This is a genomic window from Streptomyces sp. R-07 (genome assembly GCF_049913175.1).
Taxonomy (GTDB): Bacteria; Actinomycetota; Actinomycetes; order Streptomycetales; family Streptomycetaceae; genus Streptomyces.
In genome coordinates, this window is sequence record NZ_CP183978.1 from 1,219,853 (window position 1) to 1,242,742 (window position 22,890).

Below are 22,890 nucleotides of genomic sequence, written 5' to 3' on the forward strand. Positions count from 1 at the left end.
TGATCAATGCACCTGGCGCCCTACCCGGTGGCGCATGTGCTCCACCAGCCCGGCCACGGTGAACGCCTCGGCCACCTGGACCAGCCACGCGGCCTCCTCCTCGACCGAGCAGTCGACCGGGTAGGCGAGCGCGACGTCCTGGTCCCCGCCGGCGCCGTGGCCGATCCTGGCGGACTCCAGTGCGGCGGCGATGACCGCGGCCTCGGCCATCGCCGCGCGGCCCGCGGGCGGCACGGGGAACCGGGCCAGCGCGGCGTCCGCCAGTGCGCGGGCGTCGGGAGGGCCGAAAGAACGGAGTTCCAGGTAGCCGTCCCGGATCTCGATCACCCGGCGATAGAGGGCGAACTCGGACCGGTGCAGGGAGAACAGACGCACCGACGGCCAACCCAGGTCCAGGGCCGTCCCGGGGGAGACAGCCTGCAACGCCGACCACAGCGGCTCCAGGGCGCGGTAGGTCCGGTAGGCCCGTAGCCACCGCCCGACGGCGGTGGTGACGGAGACCCAGCCCCCGGCGGTGCCGCCGAGGACGCCCAGCACCAGACAGCACAGACCGAGCACCCGGCCCACCGGGTCCAGCCCGGCGCTCTGCCGGTTGTCCACGGCCACGGTGACGATCGACGCCACGCCCCACAGGGCCCAGACAAGGCCCACCGCGACACTGGCCGTGATCAGCCGCAGGCCCGTGCGCAGCGCGCCCGGACCCAGCCCCCGGGCGAACCGGTGCACCGGGACCAGGAACACGGCCAGGCACCACAGGCTGTAGCCGGTGAAGACCGTGTCGCTGGAGGCGAGGAGCACCGCTCCGGTCCCCTCCACGAGAAGCGAGCCGTGCCGGGTGCGTACGCCGGAGGAGAGGAACAGCACCGCGCACAGCACGATGGCCGAGAAGGTGACGCCGATGTGCAGCCGTCCGGTCAGCAGTCGGGGCCGGGGCAGGCCGATTTCGATGACCGCCAGCGGAAGGAAGGCGAGGGCGGCCATCTCCATCTCGCGGCCCAGGAGGTGGGTCAGCTGGGGGGACCAGGGCCACAGCCACTCCAGGTACATCGTCGGAGCGGCCAGCAGGGCCATGGCCGCGGCCATGCAGAATCCGAAGCGGCACAGGTGGCGCACCGCGAAGGGCGAGTCGCTTCCGTTGCGCAGCAGACGCAGTTCGTAGCAGCCCAGCCACAGCGCGGCGACGGCCGGGAGGTACGCGAGCAGGTCAGGCACGTGACCGCTCGGGGTGGCGGGAGGGGGTCCCGACGAGGGTTCCGGCGCGTCCGTGGTCCCGTCCCGGCACGGGTCCTTCCCTCAGCACGCGGTGCATGATGAGAGAGGCGAGCAGCTCTGCCTCCTGCTCGGCGGGCTCGGCGTACACGGTGCGGCCCAGGACCCGGCGCACCAGGTCGGGGGAGAGTCCGGGCAGCAGCGCGCGTACGCCCGGTGTCTTGGGGGTGGGCAACCGATCGTGCCCGCAGAGCAGGTGGGCCGCCTCGTGCACGAGGATGTGCTGCCGGTGCAGTGCGCTGGTCCCTGGGGTGCACAGTATGTAGTCGGCGCGGTCGGTCGTCACCAGCAGACCGCACGGGATCGCCGCGTCCACCGCGACCGGCAGGACCTCGATCGGGCGGCCGCGCCGTTCGGCCAGGAGGGCCAGGAAGGTCTCGGCGTCGAAGGGGTCCGGCAGTTCGAGCCCTTCCGAGAGGGCGCGAACCCTCCGCCACAGGCGTCTGTGGTACCGATCGGTGAGCATCAGGGACCCCTCCCACCGGAACGGCGCCACCGCTCCGCGTCTGCTGTCGTCGAGCGACCCGACGCCCCTCCCCTGGACCGCTCGGACATCCGCTCCGAAGGGATCAGCTCAACGGTCAAAGCGTATTTTTTGATTGTAAGCGCGTCTGGTCGTACGCCGACAGAGCGCATATCGCGCTCCCCTTGCACCGCGAGTGCGAGGGGTCCGCTTCTTCGCTGCCGCTCTCCTACGGCGTCTGGGAGCCGATGGCCGAGGCGCTCGTTCGGGCCGGGGCGCACAACCGGGCCGAGCGGATCGCGCGCCCGCTCATGCACCCGTGCCTTGGTCCTCGTCGACGCCGCCCGGAAGCTGGAGCCGGCACAGGCCCGGCCGCTCCTGGCGCGCGCCTCGCGCGGGGGCGACTGGCGTCAGGGCGTGGGCGCCCCGGGGCGGGAGTGGCCAGAGGCGGTAGCCGCGACGGCCGACGCGCTCGTCGAGGCGATGGAGTGAGGGGTCAGGTGTCCCGGTGTTCGAGGTGTCTCGCCGGCTCGGACATCGTTCGGTCAAGGTCACGGTGGACCGGTACGGCCGCCTCACGCAGGACGGCCAGGAGCGGTGCCGTCAGGTCGTCGAGACGGCCGTGGGGCCGTGCAGGTCAGGCCAGGCCGAGCGCCTGCAGTGCGCGGTGCTGGCTCGGTGTCGGCCTGGCCGGCCAGTAGAGGTAGCAGACGCCGCCCGTACCGCCCCTGACCTTGCCGTTCGCGTCGTACCGCTTGGTGCGGAGCCAGATGTTCTCCAAATGAGAGGGCGCTTCATACCACGGGACACTGAGCCTTTTCCAACCTCACGTTGAGGCGTGGTGAAGGACGACGACCGCCTTCACCACGTCCGTGATCCGGTTCGTGCTGCAGCGGAGCTTCCGGAGGAGGCGCCACCCCTTGAGGGTGGCCATGGCGCGTTCGCCGAGGCAGCGGATCTTGGCGTGGGTGGTGTTGTGACGACGCTTCCATCGCTTGAGGCGACGGCCGCGAAAGGGCACCCGGACAGGCCCGCCAGCTCCCTGGTACGCCTTGTCCGCCCAGCATTTGAGGTCCGCCTCAGCGAGGGCTTCGGTGATCCCATGGTGGCGTGCGGCGGTCAGGTCGTGAGTCGAGCCGGGCAGAGCCGGCGAGGCCCAGAGCAGGCGTCCGAACGGGTCGGTGAGGACCTGGACGTTCATGCCGTGGCGTTTGTGTTTCCCGGAGTAGTGCGGGGTGTCGGCGGCGATCCGGTCGATCGGCAGCAGGGTGCCATCCAGAATCACGAACGCCTTCATCTGGATCGTCTTCATCGCCTCGGCCAGGGATGGGGCGAGGGCGGCCAGTACGTCGACGGCCGCGCGTATGTAGCCCAAGGCGGTCGCGATCCCGATACCGAACCCAGCGGCGAGCTGGGCGTAGGTGTCACCACACCGCAGGTGGGCGAGGGCGAGCAGGGCTTGGCGCCCTGGTGCCAGTCGTCGCCACCGCGTGCCGATCTCCTGCCGCCGGGAGGTGAGATGTCCGGCCAGATATCGCAGGGTGCGACTGGACAGGTCGATCGACGACGGGTAGACAAGCACGCGAGGCTCCTGGCAGCACGGTGGATCTTGGTCGTGACACCGTCTACCAGGAGCTTCGTCGTTGCGCAGGAGCGTCCAACTCGTGGCCACTACCGCCAGGTTGAAAAAGGCTCAGTGTGAGGATGGCTGCAGCGATGACGGTCATGCGGTTGGGGCTGCAGCGGGCCCGGCGGAAGATCTGCCAGGACTTCAGCCTTGCGATGCTTCGTTCGACCGGTGCCCGTGCTGCCGACAGGGCCCGGTTGATCGTCTGCTGGGTCGTGGTGAGGTCCCGGTTCGGGAGCCGTCTGATCGGCATGGTCACCCAGGGCCCGGCCCCGATGTAGGCACGGTCGGCGAGCACGGGAACGCCCTGGCGTTCGCAGATCCGGATGATGCGGTGGGTTCGGGCCGCGGTCAGGTCGTGGGTGCGGCCGGGCAGCGCGGGTGAGATCCACAGCAGTTTGCCTGCGGGGTCGGCGATGACCTGCATGTTCACGCCGTGACGACGGTGCTTCTGGGAGAAGTCGGCCCGGCTGTCACCGGCACGGTCGCACTCGGCGAGCGTCCCGTCGAGCAGAACGTAATCCGGATCGGCCTCGCGTAGGGCACGCAGCAGGCCCGGCGCCCGGCCGGACAGGTGATCAACGACGGCCTGGACGTAGGCGTGGGCGGTGCCGACGGATATGCCGAAACCGGCGGCGATCTGCGCGAGCGTGTCGTGGCGGCGCAGGTAGACCAGGCCGACGAGGGCGCGCTGGTGGGGCGGTAGCTTGCAGCGTCGGTCACCCTCACGGGTGACGATGAGCATGGATACCCACTCGACCAGGGCATGCGGCAGGTCGAGTGCGACAGGGCGGCGAACCAATGAGGCTCCTTTGTTGATGAGTTGAGATGTCGAACATCTCTCTCAACCGCACGGGAGCCTCGTGCGTTGCGGAACGCTGGCCCGTCACCCGATCGGTGGCCACTCTGAAAGAGCTCAGTGATCAGCGCCGGAGTCCATCTTGTCGAGGCGCGTCAATCGCCGGTGGGACGCCATGTACGAGAGCGGCGCACGGCGATCTCACCGCAGACGACGGCGACGACGAGGCCACCGAGGGCGATGAGAAGGGAGCCGGTGGCGACGAGGCCGACGGAGAGTTCGCCGCCGTCGCCGATGGATAGGAGCATCTGTCCGAGCAAGTAGATGGCGGCACCGGCTCCGACGCCGACGACTGCGAGCGGGACGGAAAGGTTCCAGAAGGCGACCTGCACGTAGAAGCGTCGGTCGTTGCGGAACGAGGCGATCGGGCCGAGACCACGTGCCTGGTCGTCGAAGACGGATGCCGCACCCACCACCCCGGCAAGGACGAGGGCCGCAAGGCCGATGAGTGCCGCGTCCAGAACCCATTTGACGTATCCGGCTCGCGCCTGTGCCCCCAGCATTCCGGACTCCACGGGCACGTCGAGCATGGGCATGCCCAGCGTGCGATAGGCGGCTTCCCAGACGCGGTCGGCTCCCGCGTCGCCCGCCGTGTTGAAGACGACGAGCGAGACCTTCTCGGGATCCGTGATGCCCGGGTGGCTGGACGTGACATTCACCCTGTCCGGGGTGAGCCCGAGGACGGCCAGCGCTCTCTGCGGTCCAGGTCCGATGCTCTTGATGACACCGGTTAGCGCAGTGCTCTTCTTGGGGCAGGTTGTCATCGGGCCGAAGAAGGCCAGGGACGTGCAGTTGCCGGAGAACACGACCCTGTCGTTCTCCGAGTACAAAAGGACCGAGGGCTGTCCGGGGAGGTCTTTGCGGAGCCGGTCGAACCGGGAGGGGTCGCCGGATGCGTTGATCAGGATCGCGTTTCGGTCCGTTGCGCCAGCCAGTTGCTTGGCGACGATTTCCGGTCCTGCGAGCTGGCTGGTGACGACCTGCCCCAGTGTTGTCAGTCCCAGTCCCACGATCATGGATGCGCTGAGCACGGCGAGGACGACCGGGCGGGCCGCGAGCCACCGTCCGGCGATCACCCCCGCAGGGCCACCCCGGCGAACGGAGAAGGACGCGATGGCCGAACCCAGCGCACCGGACAGACGCCCCCCGAGGCTGGGCAGGACACCAAGCACGAGTACGACGCCCAAGAAGAAGACGACCCTGCCGGGACCGTCCGCGCGCCATGTCCCGTACAGGCACAGTGCGGATCCCGCCCCGCACAGGATCCAGGTCGTTCGGCCCGACGCCGTCTTGGTCTGCTGGGGGCGAGTGGAGGTCCGCTTGGGCGGCCTGGCGTACCGCAGGGCGCTGACGCCCGCGATGAGTGCGGCCGTGGCCACGATCAGGACAGGGAGCCAGGGGCGTACACGGGCCAGATCGCCAGCGGCGACGGTATGCCCGGTGAAGGGAAGGCGGATGTCCCAGAACGTCGTCGCCCAGGCCGTGGCCGCGGCCAGCAGTGAACCCGCGGCCACGGGGACAGCGGCCTCACCGATCACCACGAGGAGGCGCGACAGACGAGAAGCACCGAGGGCTTCGAGCATGGAGATACGGCGGTCCCGCAGCTCCGAGCCACCGCGCACGACGACTACGAGAGCGGCTGTCGCCGGCAGCACCGTGAACAGCAACAGCAGCACCCACAAGTCCACCGGGGATCGCTCGAACTGGTGACTGACCGTGAAATAGTCGAGGAACTGAGATCCCGGACGCCCGAAGCCGGAGATGAAGGTGTGAAGGGTCGTCTCATCGAAGATCCCCTCGACGGGAGAGCGGGTGTAGACGAGCAACTCATCGGGCTCGGTCAGGCCCTGCCGCCCGATGGTTCCCGCCATGATGCCGTAGCGAGAGACGAGCACCCCGTCGGCATGCCTGGCAGCCTGCGGGGAGAGGAACACCTCGCCCCTCTCAGGCCACCGGTCAAGGCCGGGAGGAGGGGCAGCGGAGGCGCTCAGAGGCTCGGTGAAGATCACGGACACCGCTTCGCCATCCGCGTAGTCCGGACGTTCAAGCCATCGGGCCACGGCTTCCTGCCGCTGGTCGGTCAAGACCGGAGAGCGGGCATCCTGCCTCTCCTGTCTGGCCTCCAGGCTGGCATCCACCGCCAGGAGACTCCAGGTCACCATCAGGACGAGGAAGGATGCGGCGAAGAGCCCGAAGCGGTGCACCAGTCCGGACGCACCACTCGCCCGCCCCACGCGGTGTCCCAGACGGAGCATCGCCAGATGCCTGTTCACCTGGCCTCCCCCGAGTCGGCGATCAGCCGGCCTTCCGCCAGCTCAAGGGCTTGGTCGGCGCGGTCCGCGATCTGCGGGTTGTGCGTGACAACGATCAAAGCGCACCCGAACCGAGCAGGGAGACCGAACAGCAGGTCGGCCACCACGTCCCCGGTTCGCTGGTCGAGCGATCCAGTGGGTTCGTCCGCCAGCACCACCGAGGGCTTGCCAATCAGCGCCCGCGCGACGGCGACACGCTGGCGCTCCCCGCCCGACAGCGCTCCCGTCGTCTTGGACGACGCACCCTGCACACCGAGCTCGTCCAGCAGCTGCTGTGCGTCGGCGTACGCGCCCTTTGCGCTGCCGCCGGCGAGGAGGACGGGCAGGGCCGCGTTCTCCAGCGGGGACAGCTCTGGGATCAGTTCACCGAACTGATAAACGGTCCCCACAGTGCGCAGTCGCAAGGCGGCACGCTCACCTGCGGATGCCTGCGTGATATCGACACCACCAATGCGCACCACGCCTGAGGAGGGGCTGATCAAGCCACTCAGGCAGCACAGGAGCGTCGTCTTCCCCGAGCCGCTGGGGCCCGTGACCGCAACAGACGACCCGGCAGGCACGTTGAGGGTCAGGCCGTCGAGAAGGCGACGATCGCCGATGCTGTAACGCAGGTTCTGGACTTCCACCGCGGCCGTCTTCCGGCTGTGCAACTCGGTACTCACATATCCTCTATCTACGCCGGGCGACGCGGAGCCGACGCCCTCTGATGAGAGGCATCGGCTCGGCGCGGTGACTTACCTAGTTGATCAGACCCGGTACACCCAGGGACCGTACGGGTCGGTGGCCCAGTCACGGATCTGCTGCGAGCGGTGCTTGGTCACGCGGTTCGTGGTGCTGGCCTCGCTGTGGGTGCAGTTGTCGTAACCGCGTTCCTCATGGATGCTGCGCGACACGCCGTCGTCACGTGTGTAGTGCGCCATGACGGAGTTGCCATCCCTGTCGCCGTCACACACGACGACCTTTCCCCACGACACGAAAATGTATTGTGTGTCGTAGCTGTAGCTGTTGTAGATGAAAGACGTCCCGGCCTGGGCTGTGGCGGGCGTACTGAAGGCCGCCGCGGTAACGACGACGGCAGCCAGCTTCGCTATGCGATGCATTCGGTAGTCCTCCCCTTGGGTGAGAGCCCCACTGGGGCTCGGTACGACGCAAGAGCCACGTACGACGCCTGCCGACACCGCGCCCGGCCTCCCCTGGCCAGGTGCATCCCGTGAGCCCCTCGCGCACCGCCATCCTCAGCAGCGCTCGCCAGGAACACCACGGACTATTCCCTCCCTGGCCTGAAAAGGTCTGCGCCAAAGAAACGGACAGATCCGATCAAGAAACATCAGGGGAGTCGGCAACCGGAATGATCTGCAGCGTTGTGCTGCGAGGCCAGCACGCTCGGTTGCCTCTCATCCGGAGGCGAGATCCCGGGCCTGGACCTTGGACGTCTCCTTCCCCGATCCACCGCAACGGGAATGGCTTGATCATGTACTCACTCCGTCAAGTCCTCATGCTCATCGACGATGCCTTCGATCCCCGGGGAAAGTGGCTATTTACTGCCGGGCGATGTCTGCGGCGTACTCGGCACCGAAGCCCTGGCTCTCGCGGGTCCAGTTATCGCTGGTGGTCCGGTGAAATCCGAGCAGTCGACTGATGACAACGGCGGGCAGTTCCGAGGTGATGTCCATTAGTGACGCGTGGCGCGCGAGCTGAGGCGGAACGCCTATCGCCTTCAGGCGCCGCCCGAGAATGTGCGGGTCCATCGGCTGCCCCGGGTAGGTGCTGTGGAACAACCACTTGGGTTTTTCGATCGGGATGGTGACCGCGCGACCATTCCTCCGCTCGGCGAGCTGGCGGATCAGGTCGTCCAGGGGCGCGGGGATCTCGGCGGGGACTCGCCCGAGCTTGAGAGCGAGCGTGTCGCCCCGGTCGACGGTGTGCTCGGTGGTGAGGCGGCTGATGCGGCCCACCGGCTGGGCGAACAACAGCAGGAGCAGGCCGGCGGCCCGATTGGCGACGTGGAGTTTCTCGTCGTGGACGAGGCGGCGGATCAGGGCCCAGCGTTGGTCCTTGCTGATGATGCGAGCGGTGAAGTAGGTGCTGATGACCGGCGCCGGCGCGGCGGCGGCCGGACTCATGGCCAAGCCTCCCCCGTGGCCAGGGCGACGGTGACGGCGGCGGCCGTGAGTCTGCGGCCGGGCTTGCGCACGTACTTCATGATCTTCCCTCCCCTTGGAAGAATGGAGAGTAGCTAGTACCCGATGCCGCGTATGCGGAAGGGATCGGGCTTGAAACCGTCAGGCGGAACGGGTGACGGGCGGTTGGCACGGCGTCAGGGTCGGGGCCGGCTGCTGGCTCTGTCCGGGTATGACATAGGAGAGGCCCGCTGATCGGACCTCCCCCTGATGGTGCGTTTGGTGGTGTTTCAGAAGAGCAGGTTGTAAGCGTTCCAGCCGACTCCGATCCTGGTCCGCGTGGCGAACAGCGCGGCCGCGTTGCCGGTGCCCTGGTACAGCCAGAGGACGCCCGCGCGGTCGCGGGCGACGGCGTCGGCGCGGCCGTCGTCGGTGAGGTCTCCGGTGACGACGAGCTGGTCATAGGTCTGCCAGCCGCCACCGATCCGCACGCGGGTTGCGTACGGGGCCGTACCGCTTCCCGTACCCCGGTACAGCCACAGGACGCCCGCCTTGTCCCGCGCCAGCAGGTCGGCCCGGCCGTCGCCGCTCACATCGGCGCCGCCGGCGAGCTGGTTGTACACGCCCCAGCCACCGCCGACCTTCACCCGGCTCTTGAACCGTGCCCCGGTGAAGCTGCCGGTGCCCTTGTACAGCCACAGCACCCCGGCCTTGTCTCGCGCCAGCAGGTCCATGTAACCGTCCCGGTCGAGGTCCCCGGCGCCGGCGATCCGGTCGTAGATGTTCCATCCGGCGCCGACCTTGACGCGGGGCGCGTACGGCTTGCCCGTGACGTACTGGCGGTCGTAGTACCAAAGGACACCTGCCGCGTCGCGGGCGACGAGGTCGCCCCGGCCTCGGGTGGCGGCCGAAGGCTTGACGTCTGCCAGGTGGTGCAGGTCTTGGGTGTAGGGCGAGAGGGAGGTGATGGCGTTGTAGGTCTGCCAGCCGGCGCCGATCTCGGTGCGCTGGCTGAAGGGCGCTGTGGCGTTCCGGGTGCCCTCGTACGCCCACAGGTGACCGGTGGTGTCACGGGCGTGCAGCCCATGCGTGGGAAGGCGGGGCTGGCCGAGCAGGGTGAACGGGCTGCTCTTGTCGGTGACGTCGCTGCCGGGGGCGTGTACGTCGTAGATGTTGATGTTGGTCCTGGCCCGGAGCCTCAGTGCGAGCTGGTTTTCCGCGCCGGTCAGCTCGTAGCTGATGGTGTGGTCGCCAGGCTCCACACGGCACTGCACGTTCAGCGCGTCGATGTGGAGTTGTTCCGACTGGTAGGAACAGGTGGCGTCCGGGGTGGCCGTGACGTTGCCGAGCCGGACCCTTTCGGGCCATCCCCACACCTGGCCCTCGTCGATGGAGAAGAGCAGGCTCACTGTGGCCGCGTCCTTGGCGTGGACGTGGAACTGCTGGCGGACCGTGCCCCCGGCGGGGACGTCAGGCACCTCGAAGTCGACGGTGTTGAGCGCCGCGGAGGCGGCCGATTTCACAGTGATCTTGCCCGTACCGTGCTGGGCGTCCGCCGGTAGGGAGCCCGCGCTGCGGGCCGCACTCACAGCCTCGGCAAGGTCGCCGCCAGCGGGGAGAGGCGCGAAGCCCCAGTAGAGAGTCGTGTCGGTGGCGCCTGCGGGGATGAGGACGTCGGGCTTCTGGTACGTCGGGCCGTCGCAGACGAAGACACCGGTGTACCCGGTGGGCTGTGCGCACTCGTTGGCGCGGGGCACGTAGCTTTCGGGGAAGCCGGCGCCCGCGCCGGCCGGGTCGGTCATCGGCTGCGTACCGACGGCGATGACGACCTTGCCGTAGACGGCTCCGGACTCGACGATGGGGTAGAAGCGCGGCGCCGATCCCGGTGCCGCTACCGCGTCGTACCCCGTCAGACGTAGTTCGTCGGCGGCAGTCGCGGAGTGAGGCGTGAGGAACGTCGCCGCGGTGAGGAGTCCGGCGGCCGCACTGAACGTGGCCGCGCGGCGAATGATGTCTCTCATGGGTCCTTCATGTAGGTTTGCTTGCTTCAGCCAGTTCTGTCCCGGATGTTCACCGTGTGGCGATGACGGAGTGACCGGCGGGCAGGGGGCAGGCGTGCCGCCTCTCCAGGGAGGACACGGCACGCCTGCTTGAGGTGCGGAAGGCGCGGTTCTCGCTAGAAGATGCCAGTGATGGCTGTCGCCCATCCGGCGGTGCCAGCTAGGCGCGGGGCTCCGTGGCTGGCGGGCGAGCCGGGGTAGGTAAGGAGGCAACCGGTGGGGCAGAGCCTGCTGGTCCAGTTGCCCGCTGAGTCCACATACCCGATGGGGGTGTCTGGGTCGGCGGGCGTGGTGGCCCAGAAATCGCCGTACTCCTCCCCAACCGTTGGGATGAACCGCTTGAAGTAGTAGGTGTGGCTTTGGTTGTCAGGGCCCGGCGGAAGTTCAGACGAGGGCGGTTGTACGACCGGAGGGGCGTCCTGGAGCGTGCCCTGCATGTTGCCGGGAGAGGTCAGGAAGGGCCGCTGGGTCCAGCCGCCGGTTCCGTAGACGCTGCGAGGGTAGAGGATCTTGTAGCCGCTGTTCGGGCACTTCTCTGCGTCGTTGAGGCAGCCGGCGTAGAGGTAGAGCTTGCCGTCACTGGGATCCCGGACCACGAGGTCGGCATAGGAATCACCGTTGACGTCGTCGACGGCAAGGTTGGTGAGGTCACGCCAGCCGCCGGTGCCCAGAATGACCGGACTGGCCCAGTCAAAGGGCTGGTCCTGGTTCTGTCCGCCGCCGCCGGCCGCGAGGCCGCTGTAGAGGATGAGGCGGGCGTTGACGCATTTCAGGTCTTCTGTCGCGACATCGGCGTTTTCCCAGATGCATTCGACGGTGATGAGGTCGTTGCCGGGCTTGCCGTCGATGTTGCCGGGCAGCAGCATCTGCCGGAGGCCTGCCCACTGGTGCGTAGGCTGAGAAGGATTGGCGAGTGCCTTGCGGGTATAGGCCCAGGGAGAGCCCACTCCGTTGCCGGGGTAGACGTAGAGGTTGTTGTCGGACAGGCGGACGAGGAAGTCCTCGTAGCCATCGGGGGCCGAATCGCGCGAAGTCATGCCCTTCAGATCGCCGCGGTGGGCGATGAGCGCTCCGCTCCAGCCGCCGGTGCCGGCGTTCTGGCGGGCGCCCATGGTGCTGAGGTTGCCGTTGCCGGGGTAGAACCACAGTCTGCCGTCGGGGTCGGTGGCGACGAAGTCGGCGAATCCGTCACCGCTGAGGTCGCCGGGCCGGTCGTGTTTGGCACCTGCGACGAGGGGGTCGGTGTTCGTCTCGTACACGAAATCCGGTTCAGTCGTGGTGAGCGAGACCTGGTCGTCGCCGCCGGCAAGCACGGAGCGGTTGCCGAATTTGTCGTAGGCGATGACGTTCAGCTTGCTGACGGGGTGCGCGAACGGCGTGATGGTGACGGTCGCGGTGTGGTTGGCGTCGGTGCCAGCATCGACCCAGGTGCCGTTACTGCAGACGGGGCTGGTCTTGGTGGACAGCGTGTGGTCCATGGCCCAGCAGTAGCCGTCGATGTCGCTCACGGTGTTGGTGAACTTGAACTGATGCGGCACGCGGGCCACGTAGCTGTCCGTGGCCTCGCCGGCCTTCGTGCCGTCGGAGTCGAGGACGGTGACAGGCTTGTTAGGACCGATCAGGTCGACGCTGAACGAGCAGGCCGCGGTGGCGGCGCTGGTCGTGTTCTCGTTGTCCTTGGCGTAGAGGCTCCAGGTGTAGGTGCCGTTGCCCAGCTTCGTGGCAGGCACCAGCACACTGACTTCGCCGGAGCCACTCACACTGTCAGAGTTGGGGGAGAAGGAGATGGCGGTGCCGCTGGAGTTCTTGACCGAGAAGTAGGCGGTGACGTTGCCGCCGTCCTGGTCCTTGATCTTCGCGGTCAGACTGATGCCGCTGTTGCCGATGCGTCCGCCGCAGGCGACCGGGTTGTTGCCGTCGCCGGACTCGACGTAGTAGCCCTCGTAGGCGGCCTTGCTGATGACGGTGGGCTTGTAGTTGTAGTCGACCTCGAGCTGGGGGTCGTTGCGGAACCGCTTGTAGGCGTCGTGGTTGCCCGCGTAGCTGGCCGGGGCTCGGAGGCCGAGGACCAGGGTGCCCCACTTGTTGTCGGCGGCCTGCTGTACGTAGGCCTTCAGCGCGTCGCTGGTGAAGTCGTGCCCGACATCGCCCCGGCAGAATGTGTCATTGCCACCGGCGAATTTGGCGGAGTCCAGCTTGCTTCCCCAGACCTGGGTGTTCCAGGTGGGGGTGGTGCCGATGCCGCCGGCCGACCACAGTTCGGTCGGGCCGACAGTATCGTTGCTGCAGACATAGGAGTGGGTCTGCATGACGGCGAACCTGGCGCCGGTGATGGTCGCGTTCTCGAGCCCGTTGGTGTTCATGGCGAAGAACGAGGCGGTGTCGCCGGTGTCGTTGTACCCCACCCGGGGTTCATCCCAGGGGTTGGAGGAGTTCCAGCCCGACCCATTGGGGTAGGCGGCGTTCGGCGTCGCCGAATAGACCACCGCCCACTTCTCGACATCCCCGCCGCTGAAGTAGGGGTCGATGACGAGGGGGAACTGGTCGGCAGAGGCAAGAAGCTCCGCGTCCGGGGTGAGCGTGAGCGTGTCACCGCTGACATCTGCGGTCACCGGCGCACTGTCGGGCAGGTCCGGCTCCGAAGCCGCGACCAAGGAGCGGGCCAGCGTCTTTGCCGTGGTGCCCGACTGCTCCTCGTCGGAGGAGACGGCGGGCTGCTCCCACATCTTGGGACTGGGCGCGCTGAAGACGGTCTCGCCGTTCTCGTCCTTGGCCAGCAGCTGGTTGTCGGCGGTCTCGGTCAGGGTGACGCCGTCGGCCTCGAGGCCGAGCTTGATACTGCGCAGGGCGGGGTTACCGGCGGCTTCGGGCGTGTGAATCACCAGGTGCTGGGCGAAGCCGCTGACGTTGGCGATGAGCTCGAGGTCGACTCCGGGCAGGACTGAGGGGTAGGTGGCGGTGTCACCGTCCACGACCGGCGCGGGAAGCGCGGAGGGCCAGATCAGGGCGAGCTTCTTGCCGTGCTTGACCATGGCGGCCAGTGGCTGTCCGCCGCCGCCGGAGAACGTGATCGGGAACACCGGTGCCGACGGACCGATCGAACCGTCGGAGTGCTTCACCAACGTCGCGTCGGTCTCGCGCCACATGCCGTCGAACCGCGTCCACTTCGGGACTCCGTAGGAGCGGCGTGTCGTCGAACCGTCGGGATTGGCGAAGAACTCGGCGCTCTCCTGTCGGCGGTCGAGAATCTCGACGCGTTTGCCGGTCCTCGCAGCCTCGTCGAATGCGGCTTCCTCGAGCATCGCAGATGGTGTCTGCGATGCGGCCGCCTCTGCGGCCTCGGCTGCCGTGCTCACCGCCGCGAGTGTGGAGGTCGGGAGAGCGGCGGCTGCGGAGACCGGCAGTGTGGCGGTTGCAGCTATCGCCAGCGCCAACGCTCTGCGACGGCGTCTGAATCGGGTGGTCCTCATACGGTGGTGCCTTTCCGGAGGAAACAGCCTTCTCTGGCGAGCAGAAAGCAATCTCTGCAGCCCTTTGATGGGGACTCTAGCCCGGCTTTTCGGTGCCTGGTACGGCGTTTCTTCGTTCGCCGGTCAGCAGGGCGGCAGCCCCTTACGGGGCCCTCCAGGCGAAGCGTCATATTTTGCGCGCTAGGGGTTGCGGAGCACCATGGGCGACGTCGCGGTGGGGTTTTCACTGTCTATGCCTATGAAGTTCCTGGTGGAAGGCCTGGTCAGGCTTGATGGAGGTTGTCCGTCAAGGGGAGCTCGACCTGACGAACTATGAAATTTTTAATCGTTCATGCTTGCCAGCGCCTTAGTCTTCGTGTTGAATCCGGCCGATCATCAAGCGTTAATGCGACGCAACTGGGGTGGGGATCTCGAATGATGTTCCGCAATGGCTCTGCCATGCCTTTTTATAGGCGGGGAAATAGAAGTGTTGCGAAGCCTATGCGGACGGGAATGGTCGCGGTCCTCTCTGCGGCGTTGAGTGCTTCCCTACTCGCCGCACCCGCCTGGGCCGTTTCCACCGAGGTGCCTGGTGCCCCGCCCGTTCCCAAGACAGAGTCTGTCGACGGCACTGATTTCCTGCCTACGGGCCTGAAGAGGAGACCCCAGCCGTCCACTCCGTGGAAGGCGCCGGCCGTCACCTGGCCCACGTCCGCCACCGCGGAACTCACCCCGCAGCCCGCCAAGACCGGCGCCCAGACGGTGGGTGGCCTGCCCGTCCGTCTCACTGCGCCTGCCACACGCCCGGCAAAGGCTGCCGGCACCCCGAGCCGTGTGGAGGTCGCGGTCAAGGACAGAGCCGCTGCCCGCGCGGCCGGTGTCGACGGACTGCTGATGACCCTGCGCCCGACCGGTACGTCCGACCCTGACGGCGGGCTGGTAGAGGCCGAGATCGACTACAGCGCCATTCGCGGCGCCTACGCGGCCGACTGGTCCTCGCGCCTGCGGCTGGTGACACTTCCGGCCTGCGCGCTGACCACGCCCGAGAAACCCGAGTGCCGCCAGCAGACCCCGCTGGACACCGAGAACAACACTCACGCTCAGACCCTCACCGCGACCCTCACCACCAGCGCAACCGGCACCGGGGTCTCGCCGAAGACGGCCGCCTTGGCACCGACCACTCTCACCGCGAACACCACTGGCTTCACCGTCCTGGCGGCCACCGCCGGCGCGAGTGGTAGTGACGGATCGTTCAAGGCGACCTCCCTGGCCCAGTCAGGGTCGTGGTCGGCGGGCGGAAACTCCGGTGGCTTCGGCTGGAGTGTGCCGATCGACGTCCCCGCCGCCCCGGGCGGTCTGGTGCCGAAGGTTGCCTTGTCCTACAACTCTTCCTCAGTGGACGGACGCACGGCGTCGACGAACAATCAGGCATCCTGGATCGGCGAGGGTTGGGAGTACTCGCCCGGCTTCATCGAGCGCCGTTACGCCTCCTGCGAGAACGACAAGCAAGACGGCAACAACGCCAACATCAAGACCGGCGATCTGTGTTGGAAGTCGGAGAACGCCACCCTTTCCCTGAACGGCTCGTCCAACGAGCTCGTCTGGGACGCCACGAAGAAGACCTGGAAGCTCGAGAGCGACGACGGCTCCCGCGTCGAGCGGATCTACGACACCGAGTCGAACGACTCCGGTGATGATGACGAGGACTTCGAGTACTGGAAGGTCACCACTCTCGACGGCACCCAGTACTGGTTCGGCAAGAACCGCCTTCCCGGCTTCACCAGCGGCAAGGCCGAGACCAACTCCGTCTTCTCCGTCCCCGTCTACGGCAACCACAGCGGCGAGCAGGGACACGCCACCGACTACGCCTCCTCCGCGGAACGGCAGGGCTGGCGCTGGAACCTCGACTACGTCGTCGACCCCCACGGCAACGCCATGGCCCTCTACTACACCAAGGAACAGGGCTACTACGCACAGAACAACAAGTCCGACGCTCCCCAGCCGTACACCCGCGGCGGGTACCTCAACCGCATCGACTACGGTCTTCGCGCAGGTGCCGCTTACACCACGACCAACCCCGCCGGCCGTGTCACCTTCACCACCACGCCGCGCTGCAATGCGACGGACTGTGCCTTCACCGAAGCCAATGCCGGCAACTGGCCTGACACGCCGGTCGACCTGAACTGCACCTCCGGCACCGAATGCCTCCAGGCATCGCCGTCGTTCTGGTCCAAGCAGCGCCTGACCGGCATCAACACATTCTCCCTGGTCGGCACCGGCATGGTGGCCGTCGATACCTGGACCCTTGCCCAATCCTTCCCGGCGACAGGTGACATCTCCACTCCGGCGATGTGGCTCGACTCCGTCCAGCGGACCGGCAAGGCCGGGTCCACCGCCGATATCACCCTGAACAAGGTGTCCTTCGAGGGTGAGCTCATGCCCAACCGGGTCGATGCCGCCGAAGGCCGGCCTCCGCTCTACCGCAAGCGCATCACCAAGATCACTAACGAGACCGGCGGCCAGACCCAAGTCACCTACAGCGCTGCCGAATGCACCCCGACGACGCTGCCCGCAGCCGACGCCAACAACAAACGCTGCTACCCCTCCTGGTGGACACCAGACGGCGCCGTCGAGCCGGTCAAGGACTGGTTCCACAAGTACCTGGTCACCCGCATAGAGGAGAACGACACCACCGCCGGCAGCGGCTCCGAGACCAAAGTGACCTCGTACAGCTATTCCGGCGGTCCGTACTGGCGACGTGACACCAGCGAGTTCACCCTCGACAAAAACCGCACCTGGAATGTCTTCCGCGGCTACTCCACCGTCCGTACATACGACGGCGGTGACACCAATCGGGTGAAGACCGAGAACACCTACTACCTCGGGATGGCCGGCGACACTCTTGCCGACGGCAGCTCCCGCCCCGGTTGGGCCATCAACGGCGTCACCGACCGCGAGGACTTCGTCGGCCGTGTCGCCACCTCTAGCGTCTACGACAACGAGGGTGCCGACGGCAAGATCGTGGCCAGGACCACGTACATCCCCTGGGAATCCGGGGTCACGGCCACCCAGCCGGTCGTAGGCATCACCGATCCTGACAAGCCCGAGACTCCCGCCCCGACCCTTCCGGCGAAGACAGCACGCCTGTCCGGTACCGAGACCGAGAAGGCCTCCACCCTCCTCGACGACGGCACCACCTGGCGCACCCTCACCACCACCCGCGGCTACGACGCCACGTACGGCCTGCTCACCACGCAGGCCGACGACGGCGCCGGCACCGTCGAATCTCGCTGCACCGTCACCGACTACGTGACACCGGACACCGACAACTGGCTGATCTCCTACCCCAGCGAGGTCACGACCACCGACAACGGCGCCTGCCTGAACCGCCCCGGCGAAATCACCGGTCACACCCGCACCTACTACGACAGCAAGGTGCTCGGAGTCGCTCCCGACCCGGGCAAGGCGAACGTCACCAAGACCGAGCAGCTCGCCCGCTACGAGAGCGGTATCAATCCGGTCTGGGAGACCGTCTCCCAGACCACCCACGACGCGTATGGCCGCGTCCTTGTCGCCAAGGGGCAGGACGACCAGCCCGTCACGACGACGTACGACCCCTCCGAAGGCGCCCAGCCGACCACGGTGAAGGTCGCGAACGTCAAGGGACACACCACCTCCACCACCTATGACGGCATGCGCGGCCTGGTCCTGGCCACCACTGACGCGAACGGCCGCACCGCCAGCAGCGAGTACGACACCCTGGGCCGCCTGACCAAGGCCTGGAGCACCGGCCGGGCCAAGACACTGCAGCCCAACGTCACCTTCACCTACAGCCTCTCCGCCACCGTCCCCTCCACCGTCATCACCAAGAAGCTCTACGAAGACGGCCTGTGGGGCACCAGCGTGACCTTCTACGACTCACTCCTGCGCGCACGCCAGACCCAGACCGATTCCATAGGCGCGACCGGCCGCGTCGTCACCGACACCTACTACGACACACACGGCCGCGCGTACCTCACCAACGCGCCCTTCTACAACAGCAGCGCCGTGTCGACGACCGCCATGCTCGTCGTCGCTCCGAAGGACATCCCGCAGGCAGTCAAGACGACATACGACGGCCGCGGCCGGGTCTTCGAGAGCATCCAGCTCTCCTTGAACGTGCCGCAGTGGCAGACCACGAACACCTACGGCGACTACTGGACGGCCACCGTCCCCCCGGCGGGCGGCACCGCCACCTTCACCATCACCGACGTCCGCGGCCGCACCGTTGAGGAACGTCAGTACAAGGACCGCGACCCCGCCCCGGGCGCGCCTGACACCCAGTACGAGAAGACCACCCGCACCTACAACTCCGCCGGTCTCCTCGCCTCGCTCACCGACTCCTCCGGCCGCAATACCTGGCGCTACACCTATGACCTGCGCGGACGGCAGGTAACCACAGTCGACCCGGACAAGGGCTCCAGCACCACCCACTACGACCAGCTCGGACGCATCGACACGGTCACCGATGCGCGCGGCACCCTCTATAACGGCTATGACGAACTCGGCCGCAAGCTCAGCCTCCGCGTCGCATCGATCACCGGTACCAAGCTCGCCACCTGGACCTACGACACCGCCACCGGCGGAAAGGGCCTGCTTGCCACCTCCTCCCGGTTCGACTCCTCGATCACGGCGAACGCCGAGTACAAGACCACCATCAGGGGCTACGACGTCACCGGGCAGTCCACCGGCACGACGGTCACCGTCCCGAGGGTGACCGGGGAGGAACTGCTCACCGGCACCTACACCGTGGCCACCACCGCCACACCGGTCAGCGGCCTGCCGCAGACGGCCACCTACAGCACCACGAACGCCAACGCCACCACCGCCTTGCCGGCCGAGACGGTCACCAGCCACTACGGCTCGAACGACACCCTGGGCATCATCGACAGCTCGCTCAACCACGCCTACCTGCGCGGCGCCGGATACACCGCCTTCGGCGAACTCGCCCAGGCCCAGCTCGGCAACCTCGGCAAGCTCGTCACCCAAACCCTGACCTACGAGACCTCGACCCGGCGCCTGGTCAAGAACCAGATCAACCGCGAGGCCACCGGCCCCGCCACCCTGTCCAACATCACCTACGGATACGACCCGGCCGGCAACATCACCTCCATCCGCGACGCCCAGAACGACGGCACCGTCACCGACGACCAGTGCTTCACCTACGACTGGGCACGCCGCCTCACCGACGCCTGGACCTCAGGCGACGCCTGCGCCACCAAGTCCGTCAACGGCACAGGAAGCCCCAACCTGGGCACGGTCGACCCCTACCGGACCTCCTGGACGTTCACCGACACCGGCCAGCGCAAGACCGAGACCCAGTACAAGGCCGGCACGATCACCGCGGACACCACCCGCACCTACACCTACCCCACCACCGCCGGCGCGCCCCGGCCCCACGCAGTGGGCAGCGTCACCGCGACCGGCGGTGCTACCGGAACAGACACCTACACCTACGACGACACTGGCAACCTCACGAACAAGACTCCTGCCAACGGCTCGGTCCAGGACCTGACCTGGACCGAAGAGGGCAAGCTCAAGACCTCGACCATCTCCGGCCAGACCACGTCGTTCCTCTACGACGCCGAAGGCACCCGCATCATCAAGCGCGACCCCGCCAAGACCACGCTCTACCTCCCTGGCGGCCAGGAACTCGAACTCACCCGGCAGGCCGGCACCACCCCCGCCGCACTCACCAACGGCACCCGCTCCTACACCGTCCCCGGCGGATCGGCGATCCGGACCAGCAAGGACAACAGGGTCGGACTGCTGGTCTCCGACCACCACAACACCAACACCCTCTCCATCTCCGCCAGCAGCCTCGCGGTCAACCGCCGCAAGACCCTTCCCTACGGTGGACAGCGCGGAGCCGCCCCCTACTTCTGGCCCGGCACCAAGGGCTTCGTCGGCGGCGACATCGACACCACCACCGGCCTCACCCACATCGGCGCCCGCGAATACGACCCCAACCTCGGCCAATTCATCAGTGTCGACCCAGTCCTGGCGGCTGACAGCCCCCAGTCCCTCAACGGCTACAGCTACGCCGGCAACACGCCGGTCACCACCAGCGACCCGACCGGCATGTGCGCGGAAACCGACTGCCCCGCACACGGCGTCACCCCCGTCAAGAACACCTCCACTGTCAAGCAGAAGCCGAACAACGGAACCAACGTCAATACAGGCCAAACCCTCGAATCCGCCGACACCCCCAAGCCAGCGCCCGGCCCCGCACCTACGCCTCCGCCAGGCCCCTGCTACTGCAAGGGGAAGAAGGGGCCCGACGTCTTCCTTGACAGGAATCCGTTCCATGCAGAGAACAACGCGAACGGCTCCAACGACTTGGCCTACTGGCTCTGGCGGATGTTCGGGAACGCAGGGTGCGAGCGGGGTACGCGGCAGGTGATCTGCTACGAAGGCTCACCTGGCCTCGATCAGCCAGCGACCGTGGGAGACGTCCTCTTCTGGCCGTCGAACAAGAAGGACCTGCAGAACAGACTGGACGATGAAGCGGCTCGACGCATCGAGATCACCGCTCTGACCGGCCACAAGTCGGTGGCCGAGAAGTTCGGGCCCGACATCCTCAGGCACGAAGCTGTGCATTCGAAGCAGTGGGCGCGATACGACAGCCCGTCGAAGTACCTCAGCGATTACACGAGAGAATCTGCGGGATCGAAGTGGAAATGGAACCAGTCAGCCGTTGCAAACAGCTTCGAGGAGGAGGCGAACCTGTGGTGGGGCGGATACCTCTGGTGGACCCCCGACGCTATCGGCCCGACATCGTGAGAACGGCTACCCGGCGCCGTTCCCGGCTCGGAGTGACCGTGCTCATGGTGCTGCTGATGGCTGGTGGGCTGTCCGCCTGCTCGCCGGCCCCGGAAAACATCATCGCGGTGGAGGCGGTGAACGGCTCGTCCGCCCGGCTGCTGACCATGACCTGCTCCGAGTTCGCAGCGGACCAGTTCGGGGTGTACCAGGACGACGGACCCGACGACGATCTGCGCAAGTGGGCGGTCACCCGCGCTTTTACGGGCCCTCGGATGGATTCCGTCGAGGTGTTCAAGCAGCCGGACGGGTGGAAGACGTACAGCTCGAAGCTGACCGGCTTCCACAAGGGTTCCACCTACGTGGCCACGGTGAACGGAGGCATAGGCGGAAGGGCGGTCTCCGGAGAGCTCACGTTCGGGGCAGATCAGTTGATGGACCTGGCGGCGGGGGAGGTACTGACGAGTGATGGCGACGGAGGCACCGTCACTATGGGCCGTAACGACTTCCTGAAGGCTGCCGACGACCACTGTCACGAGCTGGCGTCCTGAGAAGGGTTCGCGAAAGGGACCGGTTCGCTCCCCGCCCTGGTGATTCCGTCGCGGTGGCCGACTGCGACACAGCGGCTCATGCAGCGCGCGAAGGACCGGACGTGGAACTCGAAGCGCCAGCCGAAGCCAGTCTCCTCCAGGACGTCCAGGAAGAGACCGTTGAACCCGCACGGCAACCAGGCGGCATCGTCGTCCGGCAGGCTCGAGGTCATGCCGTGGACCTCAAAGGCCTTGATCCCCTGGGCGGGGAGAAGCTCGGAGATGGCCACCGCCTCGCAGTGGTGGAAGCCCGACAGAAAGCGAGCAAGCTAACCAGCCGAATACCGCAAGGCCTCTGCTCCGTTGCGTGATCGCGCTTGAACGGTGCAACCGTGCGTGAGCCAGCGGGGCCAGGTCCTGGCGCGGGACCTGGCCCAACTGGTCTTGGTGTACGTACCTCGGCCGCCACTCAGGGCCTGCCTCCTGTTGGCGCCCGGGGGATCTCATCTACGCAGCTGCTTACAGGAGCGTCTCGGTCGGTTCCGCTGGTCAGTCGCTGCAGGGCGCGGAGCTACGTCAGGCCGGGGCGATGGTCGTGTCGGCTTCATCAGTCGGACCTGTGAGTCGCTTGCTGTGGGAAGCTCCAGGCCTGGCCCCCCTCGTCGAGGTGTCGTGCTGGCCTCGGCCCTGACAAGGGTAGAAGTGTCGTCTCTGAACTGTAGTGATGTGCGATGCGTTTCGGATGGGCCAGGGAAGCATTTTCGGCAGTTCCCGTGAGAGGGCTCTGACCTGCGGCGATGGGGTTTTCTCCAAGCCCCGATCCTGTGCTGTTCAACAGTTGCACGCGGCTGCCTGGTACGAGTCACGCGATCGTCCTTCCTGCATGGCCATCACGGAAGAGCAGTCAGAACCATCTACGGTGCTCCGTCACACTGGGCCGCCAGGGCCGCGAGGAAGTGTCACGTCCCTCAGACTGAGCGGCTGTGCCATCAGACTGAGACAGCGGAAGAGCCGCTGGCTAGTGCTCTGACCGGGAAGGTTCGCCGGGATGGTGGGGGTCACTCCTGCTCGGATGCGGCGGCGAGGTGACGGCGGCAGAGGTCGGCGGCCGTGAGGTGGGGCTTGTGCAGCGCATCGGTGTAGAGCCGCATTTCACGAGCCGCCCGGTCCAGGTGCTGCCAGAAGGAAAGCGGCGGGTCGAGGTCGTCATCGAGATCGACCAGGCAGTCGAAGGCGAGCCCAAGCTCGTTGTGCTGCAGGAACTCCAACACTGCTGCGAGGTCGATGCTCGGCAGGCCCGTCAGGTGGGCCAGGGCGGCGTCGAGATGGTCACGGGTGCGGTTCCAGCTGGTCTGAAGCGCGTCACGATCAACGGTCATGGCGTCAGTGTCGCCGGTGCC

Annotated in this window: 15 protein-coding genes and 1 pseudogene; 3 read left to right on the forward strand and 13 right to left on the reverse strand. The window is 67.1% G+C overall.

Annotated features, from left to right (window positions below; translation table 11 throughout):
- Positions 1–3: 3 nt before the first annotated feature.
- Both ACN9M0_RS05425 and ACN9M0_RS05430 read right to left on the reverse strand, forming a co-directional pair.
- A complete protein-coding gene (locus tag ACN9M0_RS05425) occupies positions 4–1,212 on the reverse strand; it encodes an MAB_1171c family putative transporter (protein ID WP_366038590.1) in 1,209 nt (402 codons plus the stop codon).
- Positions 1,205–1,735 carry a ParH-like protein gene (locus tag ACN9M0_RS05430; protein ID WP_426403216.1) on the reverse strand — a complete coding sequence of 177 codons (531 nt, stop codon included), beginning with the start codon at positions 1,733–1,735 and terminating at the stop codon, positions 1,205–1,207. The genes ACN9M0_RS05425 and ACN9M0_RS05430 overlap by 8 nt, the downstream gene beginning before the upstream one ends.
- A gap of 321 nt (positions 1,736–2,056) precedes the next feature.
- Between ACN9M0_RS05430 and ACN9M0_RS05435 the strand changes: the two genes are divergently transcribed.
- Positions 2,057–2,224, forward strand: a complete 168-nt coding sequence (locus ACN9M0_RS05435; RefSeq protein ID WP_426403217.1) for a hypothetical protein — start codon at positions 2,057–2,059, stop codon at positions 2,222–2,224.
- Positions 2,225–2,369: 145 nt separating this feature from the next.
- On the opposite strand, the pseudogene ACN9M0_RS05440 reads toward ACN9M0_RS05435, so the two are convergent.
- The 9 genes and pseudogenes from ACN9M0_RS05440 to ACN9M0_RS05480 form a co-directional block, all read right to left on the reverse strand.
- Positions 2,370–2,510 (reverse strand): annotated as a pseudogene (locus ACN9M0_RS05440) (peptidase C39 family protein); the annotation flags it as partial.
- A gap of 48 nt (positions 2,511–2,558) precedes the next feature.
- A complete protein-coding gene (locus ACN9M0_RS05445) occupies positions 2,559–3,314 on the reverse strand; it encodes a transposase family protein (RefSeq protein ID WP_426403218.1) in 756 nt (251 codons plus the stop codon).
- Positions 3,315–3,357: 43 nt separating this feature from the next.
- Positions 3,358–4,161 (reverse strand): transposase family protein, encoded by an 804-nt coding sequence (locus ACN9M0_RS05450; RefSeq protein WP_366038585.1) that lies wholly within the window; start codon positions 4,159–4,161, stop codon positions 3,358–3,360.
- Positions 4,162–4,313: 152 nt separating this feature from the next.
- Positions 4,314–6,491: a hypothetical protein gene (locus ACN9M0_RS05455; RefSeq protein ID WP_366038584.1), complete on the reverse strand. Its 2,178-nt coding sequence runs from the start codon at positions 6,489–6,491 to the stop codon at positions 4,314–4,316.
- Entirely contained in the window at positions 6,488–7,192 is a 705-nt protein-coding gene (locus ACN9M0_RS05460) for an ABC transporter ATP-binding protein (protein ID WP_366038582.1), read from the reverse strand. The genes ACN9M0_RS05455 and ACN9M0_RS05460 overlap by 4 nt, the downstream gene beginning before the upstream one ends.
- A gap of 84 nt (positions 7,193–7,276) precedes the next feature.
- A complete protein-coding gene (locus tag ACN9M0_RS05465; protein WP_366038580.1) occupies positions 7,277–7,630 on the reverse strand; it encodes a hypothetical protein in 354 nt (117 codons plus the stop codon).
- A 438-nt stretch (positions 7,631–8,068) separates the two neighbouring features.
- A complete protein-coding gene (locus ACN9M0_RS05470) occupies positions 8,069–8,653 on the reverse strand; it encodes a hypothetical protein (protein ID WP_426403219.1) in 585 nt (194 codons plus the stop codon).
- Between the two features lie 287 nt (positions 8,654–8,940).
- Entirely contained in the window at positions 8,941–10,671 is a 1,731-nt protein-coding gene (locus tag ACN9M0_RS05475) for an FG-GAP repeat domain-containing protein (protein ID WP_366038578.1), read from the reverse strand.
- 155 nt (positions 10,672–10,826) lie between these two features.
- A complete protein-coding gene (locus ACN9M0_RS05480; protein WP_426403220.1) occupies positions 10,827–14,066 on the reverse strand; it encodes a hypothetical protein in 3,240 nt (1,079 codons plus the stop codon).
- A gap of 606 nt (positions 14,067–14,672) precedes the next feature.
- Between ACN9M0_RS05480 and ACN9M0_RS05485 the strand changes: the two genes are divergently transcribed.
- Positions 14,673–20,981, forward strand: a complete 6,309-nt coding sequence (locus tag ACN9M0_RS05485) for an RHS repeat-associated core domain-containing protein (protein ID WP_426403221.1) — start codon at positions 14,673–14,675, stop codon at positions 20,979–20,981.
- A 44-nt stretch (positions 20,982–21,025) separates the two neighbouring features.
- On the forward strand, positions 21,026–21,511 hold the full coding sequence (locus ACN9M0_RS05490) for a hypothetical protein (protein WP_366038575.1): 486 nt from the start codon (positions 21,026–21,028) through the stop codon (positions 21,509–21,511).
- Here the strand turns inward: ACN9M0_RS05490 and ACN9M0_RS05495 are convergent.
- Positions 21,493–21,780 (reverse strand): hypothetical protein, encoded by a 288-nt coding sequence (locus ACN9M0_RS05495; protein WP_366038574.1) that lies wholly within the window; start codon positions 21,778–21,780, stop codon positions 21,493–21,495. The genes ACN9M0_RS05490 and ACN9M0_RS05495 overlap by 19 nt on opposite strands.
- A gap of 768 nt (positions 21,781–22,548) precedes the next feature.
- Positions 22,549–22,869, reverse strand: coding sequence for a MafI family immunity protein (locus tag ACN9M0_RS05500; protein WP_366038573.1), 321 nt, complete (start codon positions 22,867–22,869; stop codon positions 22,549–22,551).
- Positions 22,870–22,890 lie beyond the last annotated feature (21 nt).

Bases quoted from the DNA above. Each gene is read 5' to 3' on its own strand.
- ACN9M0_RS05430 (WP_426403216.1), bottom strand. From the start codon at position 1,735: ATGCTCACCGATCGGTACCACAGACGCCTGTGGCGGAGGGTTCGCGCC.
- ACN9M0_RS05465 (WP_366038580.1), bottom strand. From the start codon at position 7,630: ATGCATCGCATAGCGAAGCTGGCTGCCGTCGTCGTTACCGCGGCGGCC.
- ACN9M0_RS05470 (WP_426403219.1), bottom strand. From the start codon at position 8,653: ATGAGTCCGGCCGCCGCCGCGCCGGCGCCGGTCATCAGCACCTACTTC.
- ACN9M0_RS05475 (WP_366038578.1), bottom strand. From the start codon at position 10,671: ATGAGAGACATCATTCGCCGCGCGGCCACGTTCAGTGCGGCCGCCGGA.
- ACN9M0_RS05485 (WP_426403221.1), top strand. From the start codon at position 14,673: ATGGTCGCGGTCCTCTCTGCGGCGTTGAGTGCTTCCCTACTCGCCGCA.
- ACN9M0_RS05490 (WP_366038575.1), top strand. From the start codon at position 21,026: ATGGTGCTGCTGATGGCTGGTGGGCTGTCCGCCTGCTCGCCGGCCCCG.
- ACN9M0_RS05500 (WP_366038573.1), bottom strand. From the start codon at position 22,869: ATGACCGTTGATCGTGACGCGCTTCAGACCAGCTGGAACCGCACCCGT.